This is a genomic window from Flaviramulus sp. BrNp1-15 (assembly GCF_022259695.1).
Taxonomy (GTDB): Bacteria; Bacteroidota; Bacteroidia; order Flavobacteriales; family Flavobacteriaceae; genus BrNp1-15.
This window is the reverse complement of sequence record NZ_CP092099.1, coordinates 1,520,605-1,532,809: the sequence shown is the minus strand read 5'-3', so window position 1 is coordinate 1,532,809 and position 12,205 is coordinate 1,520,605. Positions and strand designations below refer to the sequence as shown.

Below are 12,205 nucleotides of genomic sequence, written 5' to 3'. Positions count from 1 at the left end.
GAAAAAAAAATTTACACAATCGGTTGCGTAATACTATCTATTATGTATATTTGTTATATTGAATGATTGTTATAAGTGTAAATGTCAAACTATTAACAATATAATTAAACTAAACTTTATAATTAACTTTAAAATTTTAAGCTATGCTAAAAAATCTAAAATTTATCAGTAAATTTTTCACAATTATCGCAATTGTTTTTGCGGTAAGTTGTGAAGATGACGATTCTTTTGCTCCTGTGGTTATTGATAGCGTTGAGTCAGATAATTTTTATCCTGGTGACGATGTAACTTTCAAAGGGAGTAACTTTAATAAAGTCTTATTTGTTTTTCTTGAGAAAAATCAAATTCCTTTTCAATTAGATGGAGATACAATAACTTTTACATTACCTGAATCTGCGACTATTGGTAGCGGAGTAATTACTTTAGTAATGGCCAATGGCTACACAGTTACTAAAAATATCACAGTAATTGCAAGACCTTTTCCTATTATTCTAACAATATCACCTAGTGCAGCACAAGAAGGAGAACAAGTTACAATTACAGGAACATCTTTAGATAATCTTCAGTCAGTAACCATTGGAGAGGTTGAGGCAGCAGTTGTTTCCTCAACAGCTAGTGAATTAATAATAACTGTTCCTGCAGGTCTTGCTGAAGGTGTAGCGACTGAGGTTAAAGTTGTTACAAATGGTGGTGAAGCAAGCCCATCTTCAAGCTTTTATGTTGGTCAAAATTTACTTTTAAATGGTGAGCTAGAATTAGGTGATGGAGATGATTTTACCAATTGGGGAAAATGGAATGGAGGTGATGGATTGACTGCTACCACTGCTGATGGTAACGCCTATGCTGGTAGATCGCTACGTGCCGTTGCTGTTGGTGGAGATGCATGGAGAACACAATTTGTAAGTGACCCTGCAACTACACTAGTTGGTGCAGAATACAAAGTTTTTATGTTGATAAAAGGTCAACCAGGAACACCTGGTGTTGGAGGAAATGTTAGATTCTCTACTAACCCAGATGCACTTTACAGTGGTAATTATGATATAACGGCTGAGTGGCAGCAAATTGAGTGGACCTTTGTAGCCAATGCTGAACAAACAAGAGCTGTTTTAGATTTAGGTGTTATAGCAGATGCCGTATATTTTGTTGATAATATTACACTAATACAAACAGGTACACCACCACCACCACCAATAAATACAAATGGTAGCTTTGAAGATTCTGATTTAGGAGTAGCCGATGGTGTAACTGGTTGGGGAGGTTTAAATGGAGCTAATGCTAGTGGTGAAATAACTGATGAAGACAGTCACGATGGAGATAAAAGTGTGAAAATGACAATTAATGCAATAGGTGCAAATCCTTGGGATATTCAACCTAATTCAAGCATGACTGTAGTAGATGGCGAAACATACCATTTAAGCGTTTGGTTTAAAGGCCAAGGTATTACGAATATAAAAGTGGCTATTGATCAAGGAGGTGATCCAGGTTGGGCAGAATGGGGTAACCCAGAACAAGCATTCCAGGATAATACATGGACAGAGGTTTCCTATGATTTTACTGCAGATACTACAAATAGTGCAGATGGTAACGCTAGATTTGCTATTAGTATGAGTTATGATGGAAATGTTGGAGGTGTTTTATATATAGATGATTTAGAAGTAAGAATCGTACAATAAGTATAATATAAACTAATAACATTTAATTAAATAAGATTTCATAAAACCGCTTGTCATTGACAGGCGGTTTTTTCTTTACCAATGCTTTATTATATTTGGGAATACATAAATCTATTATGAAACACGTAAATCCATTACTATACATCATTATAATTTTTTTAGTGTTTAATTGTAAAGACTCTAAGAATAAAAAGAAAAAAGCATCAAATGCTGAAACTTTATTTTCATTAGTTCAGAATACACATACAGGAATTGATTTTAAAAATACTGTTATGCAAGATGTTAACTTTAATTACATTGAATATTTATATGCTTTCAATGGTGCGGGAGTAGCAATTGGTGATTTAAATAATGATGGTTTAGAAGATATTTACTTTACTTCAAATCAAAATTCCAACAAATTATATATAAATCAAGGTAACTTCAAGTTTGCTGATGGAACAAAAAAAGCAGGTGTAGAAGATAGTGAAGGATGGACTACAGGAGTAACTATAGTAGATATAAATAATGATGGTTGGTTGGATATTTATGTATGTAAATCGGCGTCATTAAACAATGAAGAGCTACGAAGAAACAAGCTTTTTATAAATCAAAAAGATGGAACCTTTAAAGATGAAGCCAAGAAATGGGGATTAGATGAAAATGGTTTTTCCATTCAGTCTTACTTTTTTGATTATGATAAAGATGGGGATTTGGATATGTATTTAGTAAATCACCGTCCTGATTTCAGTGAAACTAACAAAGTTGAAATTAAATCTGAAAGAATGCATTATAAGCAAACATCAGACCATTTGTTTAGGAATGATGGAAATAAGTTTACTGATGTTACACTTAAAGCAAAAATTCTTAATAAAGATTGGGGATTAAGTGCTTCCATAGGTGATTTTAATAATGATGGTTGGCTAGATATATATGTTGCCAATGATTTTATAAATCCAGATTATTTATATATCAATAACCAAGACGGCACTTTTTCAAACCAAATAGATACTCGACTTAAGCATATTCCATATAACGGAATGGGATCTGATTATGCAGATATAAACAATGATTTTTTACCAGATTTAGTAGTATTGGATATGCTTGCCGAGGATCATAGACGTGGAAAAGAAAATATGGCTTCTATGAATACTCAAGGCTTCTGGAAAATGGTAGAATCAGGCTATCATTATTCATATATGGCAAATACACTTCAATTAAACAACGGTAATGGTTCTTTTAGTGATATTGGACAATTAGCAGGTATTTCTAAAACAGATTGGAGTTGGGCGCCATTGGTTGCTGATTTTGACAATGATGGATATAAAGATATTTTTATTTCTAATGGAATTGAAAGAGAATTAGGTAACCAAGATTATAAAAAGGAATCTCACAGACTGCAAAAAGAAAAGGGTGCTATGACTGTTGAAGAAATGATGAATATTATGCCTTCTGAAAAAATTGCAAATTATGTATATAGGAATAATGGTGATTTTACGTTTACAAAAATGACAGAAGAATGGGGTTTCAATAAGAAAGTAAATACAAATGGAGTTGCTTATGGAGATTTGGATAATGATGGAGATTTGGAATTAGTAATGAACAATATGTCAGATGAGGCCACTATTTACAAAAATAATTCTATTGGAAACTATATAAATATTAATCTAATTGGGGATGAAAAAAATGTAAAAGCAATTGGTACAAAAGTTAAAGTCTATTCCAAGGAAAAAACACAATACCAAGAATTGTTTCCATCTAGAGGATATCAATCTTCTATGGGATATCAGTTAAATTTCGGTTTTGGCGATGAAGAAATTATTGACCGTATTGAAGTCATATGGGGAGATAATTCTGTTTTAGCAATGGAAAATATCAAAGCAAATCAAACACTTACTTTTAATAAAAAAGACTTTAAGTTTGATGGTGAAATGCCAGTCAAAGTTCCTCAAAATTTAACAAGAATAAATCCTAGTAGTTTAGATATAACATATAATCATCAAGAAAATAACTTTAATGATTTTAATTTACAAACATTACTGCCTCAAAAACAATCCCAAAAAGGTCCTACCCTATCTATTGCAGATCTTAATGGCGATGGTCTGGATGATTTTTATGTAGGAGGTGCATTAAATCAGGCGGGAGAAATGTACATTCAAACTCAAGATGGAAAATTCAATAAGGCTAATGAACCCTTATTTTCAAAAGAAAGTAAATACGAAGACATCACATCACTATTTTTTGATGCAGATGCTGATGGTGATATGGATTTGTACATTGGTAGTGGAAGTTATGAAGTAAGTGAGAATAGTACCTTGCTTCAAGACAGGCTTTATATAAACGATGGAAAAGGTAATTTTTCAAAATCCAACAAGCTGCCCAAGATGCTTGGAGTTACAAAAGCTGTTGTAGCCAACGATATTGATGGGGATGGAGACTTTGATTTAGTTGTAGGAGGACAAGTAATTCCTGGAAAATACCCCCTTTCTTCAAAGACCTATTTACTTAAAAATGATAATGGCAATTATGTAGATACAACTAAAGAACTAGCTCCAGAATTATTGGATATAGGCATTGTAAACGATTTGCTATTTACTGATTATGATGGGGATGGTGACAAAGATATAGCTGTTGTTGGGGAATGGTTTCCTATTACCTTTTTTAACAACCAAAACGGAAAATTCACTAAAATATCCATAGCTTCATTGATTCATACAGAGGGTTGGTGGAACACCATTATGGAAGTGGATTTGGACAAAGATGGTAAGATGGATTATCTGGTGGGTAACTTGGGAGATAACAATAAGTTCCATCCCACAAAAGAAAAACCGCTTCACATCTACTCTACCAATTTTGATGAAGATGGTAAATATGATATGGTATTGAGCAAATACTACAAAGGCAACCTAGTACCCGTTCGAGGTAAGGAATGTTCTACAGAACAAAACCCTTTTGTGAGCAAAAAAATAGAAACCTATAAAGAATTTGCAAATTCAACTTTGATTGATATCTACGGAGAGGAAGAATTGAGTGCTGCCTATCACAAACAAGTACACGAGTTTGGCAGTGTTTATTTAAAAAATAAAGGTAATGACTCATTTGAAATACAAAAGCTTCCTACAACAGCTCAATTTGGCCCAACTATGGCCTTTGAGGCGACTGATGTAAATAAAGATGGTTATTTGGATGTTTTGGGCGTTGGTAACATTTACGAGACCGAAGTAGAAACCATTCGTTATGACGCTAACACCGGCTATATTCTTTTAGGTGATTCCAAAGGAAATCTAAAACCACATACAGACATTAGCTTTTTTACACATGGTAATGTAAAGGACATGAAAAAGATAACCATCGGTGGCAAAGAATGTTATTTGATTGCCAATAATGATGCAGGATTAACAATTTTTAAAGTAAAATAGTTTATTGGTACTAATTTTTAGTTACTTTTTCTACTAATTCAGCTAGACTAGATACATCTAAACCATTTTTTTCAGCTTTAGATAAGGCTTTTTTAGCTTCATTTAATTGATTCAGCTTAATGTAAGCAGTTGCTAGCTTTTCCGATGATTCTTTATTTTCTTCAAAATAATTAAATCTAAAATAATAAAATGCTGCTTTCTCATAGTTTCCTATTTTCATACACATATCACCAGCCATTTTATATACTGTACCTTGTTCTGGATATTCAAAAATTAAAGTTTGTGCTATATCTAAAGCTTTTTCATAATCTTCATCACTTTCGTACATTTTATATGCTATAGCCATAGCATCATCCCATTTTCTAATATTTAGGTTAATGTCTTGCGCCATTTTTATTTCTGTGTATTTGTCTTTAAGATTATTATTGATAGTGGAGTCTGTTTCTACAGTTATATAATTAATATTATAAGGCCATGATTTTTTTAATTTATTTATAACTAATATTCCTTGAATAGAATCGATTTGAGAAACAGGAATATCTTGTATGGCTTCTTCGTAAGGAATATAATTATTCCAATTGTTCAATAATTTTAAATCTTTTATTTTGTTATAAAAAGCATCAGCCATTAAAAACTGTCCTTTTATATTGGGATGTACATGTTCTGTCATTAATTCATTGCCAACAATTCCATTTTTAGAATGCCTTTCAAAAATAGATTTCATATCTACTAATGATGTATTATATTCTTTGGATAATTCTGCAATTGATTCATTAATTTTTTCTGGTGCTCTAAATCTTAAAAGATCTTGTTCCTTTGCAAGATGTAAATATTTTTTTGCTGTATCTCTGTTTTTTTCTAAATAAAATGTACCCAGACTGTAAGCCGCATGAGCATTATTTTGTGCTATTTTTTTAGCTTCAGGTTTTTCTTGTTCTAATGCTTCATTAAATTCATTTATATTAGGAATAGCTTCACTTATAAAAGGAATAATATCTTTTTCATTACTTACAACAGTCGATAAAATTACGGGTATATCATGTCTATTGTATTTTGATAAGACTTTTCTTAAATTATTTTTATATTGATTGATACCATCTAAATAAACTTCAGAATTAAATGGAATTTGTTGCTCTTTAGCCATAACTTCCATTAAAGTTGTTGATCTCTCAGAGGGTTTTTGAAAACTTGAACTAGCAATTTTATAATAAGTATTTTCTAAAAGTTGGAAAAAACGTAATTTTTTAAGAGTAAGATACGAGCGTATTATTGTTGGATATGAACCATAAGAAATTGATGAACCAACACCTAAAGCTCCATAAAATTCATTGTGTCCTGCATAAATAATAACTAAGTCTGGTTTTTGCTCTATAATATCATCCGTCAAATCTAGAAGAGTGTATGAGTTAACAGCAGTCATTCCTGTATTTATAACTTCTATATTTTTATTGGGAAATGTTAGAGATAGTCTATGCTTTAGCATTCTTGGAAATGAACCACCTTTGTAAAAAGGAAAACCTACTACTGTTGATGCTCCTTGTACAAAAACTCTAAATGTACTATCTGTCTTTGTTTTTAAAAATAAGTCAGATTGATTATCAGAACGTAAATCACTGTCTTTAAAATATTTTTTTGCCATATTCTTATTCATAACTAGATAATCAGGTTTGTTATCTATTGGTATTCTATGAAATAGCTGATAATCTTCACCATAACTAGCAATTCTTAATATGGTTTCTAAAATAAAGATGATTATAAAGGGGATGGAAATAGCAATTAGCTTAAAAATAATTTTCTTTTTCATAGCTGATTTAAAATATTTTATACTTATTTCAAATGTATATAGGTTACAATAAAAAACTGCCTGAAGCTTTTTAAAACTTTAGGCAGTTAATATAATTAAAAAACTAACTCAAATTTTATTGATAACCAGGGTTCTGGTAAGCTGCTTTATCAGCTTCAGAGGCTTCCATAGCATCTATTTGACCTAAGGGTATTGGTCTTAAATAATGATGTGGTTGAATATCTCTATTTGTTACTGTTGGAGCATGATCTGTAGCAGCATCGCCTGCTATTTCATAAGACCCTGCTAATTCGTTCCATTTTTGAGTACGAACCAAATCGTACCAACGGTAACCTTCTCCAAAAAACTCACGTGAACGTTCAGCTAAAATATAGTCTATATCAATAACAGCAGGCGTTGCTGCTATCATTGCAGCACTATTATCTTCCATACGTTCTTGTTGTTCACCATTATCAAAACGCCATCTACCAGCACGGGCACGAAGAACATTTACTAAATCACGGGCTGTATAACTACCAGATGCACCTTTAACAGCAGCTTCAGCGGCTACTAAGTATAGTTCTGAAAATTTAGCTATTGGGAAAGGACGTGTCAATGCACCATTTGGCGAACCTAAACCACCTGCATTATCGGTACGATATGTTCCTAATTTCCATAAACCTGGATAAAATCTTCTATTAATTTCATTTAAGTTGATAACATAATCAGATCTTCCAGGTATTTGGCCACCACCAATATTACCACCGTTTACACTATAATCAACCGCAGGATTATAATCGTCTAAGAATGAAACAACAGCATCACCTGGAGCAATTTCCATACCATTAGCAGCTGTTAAAGTTGGTGTTGTGTCTCCGCCTTTATCCCAGTTACCTCTGTAGCTAGTTACAAATGTACCATCATAACGAGAATCTAAATCTTTTTCTGCAAAAGTTTCAGTAAAGACATTAATAGTTGGAGCCATACGTGTCCAAGGTCTTCCATAACTTTGCGCAGCTTCACGTTGCACTGCTGCAACACCATCAACACTAATAGTGGTGTAGTTAGATGTTACCATCCAAACAGCTGTATTGGCAGTGTTATCTGTACCACTCCATCCTAAATCTGCTTCGTTATAAATTTGGCTTTCTTCTGTACGATCTGCATACATCATCATTTCGTTATGACGATCGTTGGTTGCAACATGTACATCATAAAAATATTCCTGTAAAGAATATGGTCCAGGGTTATTAATACCTGCAACAGCCATATCATAAGCTTGTTGATAATAGTATGAAGCATTATTACCATCTGGATCAGTTCTTGGTGTATCTGGATAAGTTGGGATACCATTAGGGTTCTCTAACCACCATGCATAAGTTAAATAAGCTTTTGCCAAAAACAGTCTCGCTACATTTTTAGTTACTGCACCTGTTAATCGTTGTCCATCGGGCACATCGTTAACCGCAGCTCTCAAATCAGGAAATATAGCTTTAGTGTATACCTCTGGTACTGTATTACGAACAGACGTTTTAATTGTTGATTGGTTAAACGCTAATTCGCCTGAACCTAAATCTAGTGGTACACCACCATAAGTTTGTACTAACAAGAAATAATAGAAAGCACGGAAAAATCTAGCCTCACCAATTAGAGAATTGTCAAGACCTACAGCTTCTGCATTTTCAATTATACCACTAGCTGTATTAACAGCAGGGAAAGCTGCATCCCAAGGTCTACTTATTATGAACCCACTTTCTGAGCTTAAATTACCTTGTCCAGCAAAGTCCAAATCATAAAAGTTATTATTGGCACTTTGTGCAGGAGCGTATTCGTCAGTTCCTGTTTCTGATGTACTCATAAAATAAGCAAATCCATATATATTTCTTAAATTTTGATACAAATAGGTTAATCCTCCTTGAACACCTAGTTCGGTTGTGAAAAAATCTGGAGTAAAAACTCCTCTTGGTTCCTCTTCTAATATGTCTTTTGAACAAGAGCCTAAACACAATGCAATAGAAAGCATTGCTATTGATATACTTTTTATTTTAATCCTTCTCATTATAATTATTTTAAAATGTTACGTTTAATCCAAGCATAAAGTTTCTTGTTGTTGGAACATTAGTTCCAATTGTCGGTATTCCTATAGATATAGTATTAGTATCTGTAGCTGAGTTTTGACGAACGTTATTATTATTAGCATCAACTCCCGAGTTAGTTTCTGGATCCATACCAGACTCATCATGAAATGGTGAAAATAATACAAATGGATTCTGTACAGTTGCATAAAGACGAAGTTGATCAAATCCAGCATTTCTTATAACATCTTGATTAAAATTATAACCCAAAGTTATGGCACGTACCTTTAAATATGAGGCATCAAAATAGCCTAAAGTACTTGCATATTTTTGATTATCACCACTTTGTAAGCCACCAGGAGCCGGGTATTTGGCTCCAGTATTTGTTGGTGTCCAGTAATCTACATCTACATTATTTCTTCTACCAGTAAGTAAATTAATATAGCCATTTGATGAGTATAAAGTACTAACAAGAGTACCACCACTTTGAAATGCGCCTACCATACTTAAATCAAAATCTTTATATGCCAAACGGGTATTAAAACCACCTTGAAAATCAGGTGTAGGGTCTATTATAATTCTATCTTCTTGACCTATAGCTCTTGTTGGAGAACCATCTGTATTAAAATCTCCTGTATAACGTACCTTAATCATACCTGCATTACCTCCTGGCTCATAAGTTTGTAGATATTGAAAATCTGGATCAGATTCATTCCAAAGCCCCATTCTATCATAATCATATATAACATTAATTGGTGAACCAACAAACCAAAGATTATTTTCATCTCGCTCTACTCCTGAAGACAAAGCAGTAATCTTATTTTCATTGGTATAAAAATTAACACCAACATCCCATGTAAAACCATCTGGATTGTCTATAATGGTACCATTAAGTGCTATTTCAAGACCTTTGTTTTCTGTATTACCAATATTTTTAGTTACAAAATTTACCCCGGCAGTAGTAGGAAGTCCTTCATTTAGTAATATATCATTTGTTTTGGTAATATAATATTCTACAGTACCTGATAAGCGATTATTAAACAATCCAAAATCAAGACCATAGTTATATGTTTCTGAAAACTCCCATCCTAAGGATGGATTAGGCACTTGATCTACAAAAAAACCATTAGTAAAAGTACTTCCATAATTATAGTTTACAGTTCCCAATCTACCCAGAGTTGAATATGGAGTTATCGCTTGATTTGAAGTTTCTCCATAACCTGCACGTAATTTAAGTAAGTTTACCCAATCTACATTTTCCATAAAGGCTTCATTACCTATATTCCATCCTACAGACAATGCAGGATATGTAACCCATTTATTACCTGGAGCTAACCTTGACGAACCATCAGAACGTAATGTAGCAGTAAATAAATAACGATTATCATACTGGTAAAGAACTCTACCCATCACAGATAATAATCCAGTTTCAGAATACCCAGTTCCATACCTCGTAATATCTTCAGAAAGAGCCGAGTCTATATTATACCATAAGGATAATTCATTTGGAATATTTTGAGCACCTATACCTATATTATCAAATTTAGTATTTTGCGATGAATATAACCCAACAAAATTAACTTTGTGCTTATCAGCAAATGTTCTGTCAAAAATTAATTGGTTTTCAATTACATAATCTCTTGTAATGGAACTGTCATAACTTGCTGATGAAGGATTTAGTGGATTATAGTTAAATACCCCTTGTCCTGTAAAATTACCATCTCTACTAGAACGGAAATTTAAACCAATATTAAGTCTATATTTCAATCCTTCTATCCAAGGTATTTTAACTTCTCCATAAATATTATTGTATGTACCAAAATCTAATTGCTCATTTGCTCTACCTTTCCCTATTCTATTAATTTCATTTCTAGTAGGAATCCACTGGTCATCAGCTTCAGTTTGAAGACGGACAGACTCAAGAAAATTACCGCTTGAATCATATGGACTCAATAGTGGTGATGCAGATAATACACCTCCAATACCAACGGTACTACTAGCTTTGTTATAATTAGTTACCGAATTTAAACCGAAACGGAATAATTCTCCCACTTCTTGGTCAATTTGAGCTCGCAATGAATATCTATCAAAAGAATCTCCTGGCACAACAGACGTTTCTTTAAAATATCCCATTCCTACATTATAAGTACCTTTTTCAGTTCCTCCTTGCACACTTATATCATGTGCTGTTTGTAAACCTGTACCAAATAGTAAGTCTTGCCAATCTGTATCATTTGAAAGAGCTTCATCACCTCCCATATTAAAAAGAGGAACTCCATTATTGTTTGCAGCAACATCAGCACGCAATTGTATAAGTTGAGCTGCATTCATCATGGGGTATTTAGAAAAAACTTCTTTTGTAGCATAATAAGTATTATAAGAAATCTTTGCTTTTTGTCCTTTTGAACCAGATTTTGTAGTTATGATAATAACACCGTTTGCTCCTCTAGAACCATAAATTGCTGTAGCAGATGCATCCTTCAATATATCTAGACTTGCAATATCATTTGGATTGATATCACTTAGTCCACCAGAAAAAGGAATACCATTAAGTACAATTAAAGGATCATTTTCTGCAGATATAGAACGTACACCACGAATACGAATTTCTGGCGCAGCACCAGGTCTAGTACTTGTTGTGGAAATATTAACACCAGCTGCTCGTCCTTGAAGGGCTTGCTGGAAGTTACCTGTTTGTACTTGAGTTAAGTCATCTCCTTTTATAGAAACCACCGAACCTGTAACAGATTCTTTTGTTTGAGTACCATAACCAATTACTACAACTTCATCAAGTTGAGAAATATCTTCTTGCAGAGCAACATTAATAGTTGATCTACCATTCACAGATATTGATTGATTAATATAACCTAGATAACTAAATTCTAATACTGCATTAGAGGGAGCATTAATTGAATACAAGCCATCGAAATCTGTAGAAACACCGTTAGTAGTGTTTTGTACAATTACATTTACCCCCGGCAAGGGTAAACCACTAGCATCTGTAACTTTACCATTCACAGTAACATCTTGTGCATTTGCACTAACTGAAAAAAGTAATAGTAGTATAAAACCATAAAACCAAGAGGCTTTATACTCTTTTTTTAATAGTAAGTTTTTTGTCATAATTAGTTTAGTTTAAAATTTAAGCAATCCTTTATTGAGTTATTTTAAAGAATTCTAAAATGTTTTAATTAGCATAATACAATAATATAAATAATATTTTAATTACGCAACCGGTTGCATAGGTTTTATTTAAAATTTTATATGAACATTAAT

5 protein-coding genes are annotated in these 12,205 nt (G+C 32.8%); 2 read left to right on the top strand and 3 right to left on the bottom strand.

From position 1 onward, the window contains the following. Positions 1–143: 143 nt before the first annotated feature. On the top strand, positions 144–1,673 hold the full coding sequence (locus MBM09_RS06815; RefSeq protein WP_238676099.1) for a carbohydrate binding domain-containing protein: 1,530 nt from the start codon (positions 144–146) through the stop codon (positions 1,671–1,673). A 116-nt stretch (positions 1,674–1,789) separates the two neighbouring features. After that, a complete protein-coding gene (locus tag MBM09_RS06810; protein ID WP_238676098.1) occupies positions 1,790–5,071 on the top strand; it encodes a VCBS repeat-containing protein in 3,282 nt (1,093 codons plus the stop codon). Between the two features lie 10 nt (positions 5,072–5,081). On the opposite strand, the gene MBM09_RS06805 is transcribed toward MBM09_RS06810, so the two are convergent. The 3 genes from MBM09_RS06805 to MBM09_RS06795 form a co-directional block, all read right to left on the bottom strand. Next, positions 5,082–6,875: a hypothetical protein gene (locus tag MBM09_RS06805; protein ID WP_238676097.1), complete on the bottom strand. Its 1,794-nt coding sequence runs from the start codon at positions 6,873–6,875 to the stop codon at positions 5,082–5,084. A gap of 115 nt (positions 6,876–6,990) precedes the next feature. Beyond that, positions 6,991–8,913 carry a RagB/SusD family nutrient uptake outer membrane protein gene (locus tag MBM09_RS06800; RefSeq protein WP_238676096.1) on the bottom strand — a complete coding sequence of 641 codons (1,923 nt, stop codon included), beginning with the start codon at positions 8,911–8,913 and terminating at the stop codon, positions 6,991–6,993. Between the two features lie 10 nt (positions 8,914–8,923). Beyond that, positions 8,924–12,052, bottom strand: coding sequence for a TonB-dependent receptor (locus tag MBM09_RS06795; RefSeq protein ID WP_238676095.1), 3,129 nt, complete (start codon positions 12,050–12,052; stop codon positions 8,924–8,926). Positions 12,053–12,205: the final 153 nt, after the last annotated feature.

Coding starts and splice junctions, on each gene's coding strand:
- MBM09_RS06815 (WP_238676099.1), top strand. CDS start 144: ATGCTAAAAAATCTAAAATTTATCAGTAAATTTTTCACAATTATCGCA.
- MBM09_RS06810 (WP_238676098.1), top strand. CDS start 1,790: ATGAAACACGTAAATCCATTACTATACATCATTATAATTTTTTTAGTG.
- MBM09_RS06805 (WP_238676097.1), bottom strand. CDS start 6,875: ATGAAAAAGAAAATTATTTTTAAGCTAATTGCTATTTCCATCCCCTTT.
- MBM09_RS06800 (WP_238676096.1), bottom strand. CDS start 8,913: ATGAGAAGGATTAAAATAAAAAGTATATCAATAGCAATGCTTTCTATT.
- MBM09_RS06795 (WP_238676095.1), bottom strand. CDS start 12,052: ATGACAAAAAACTTACTATTAAAAAAAGAGTATAAAGCCTCTTGGTTT.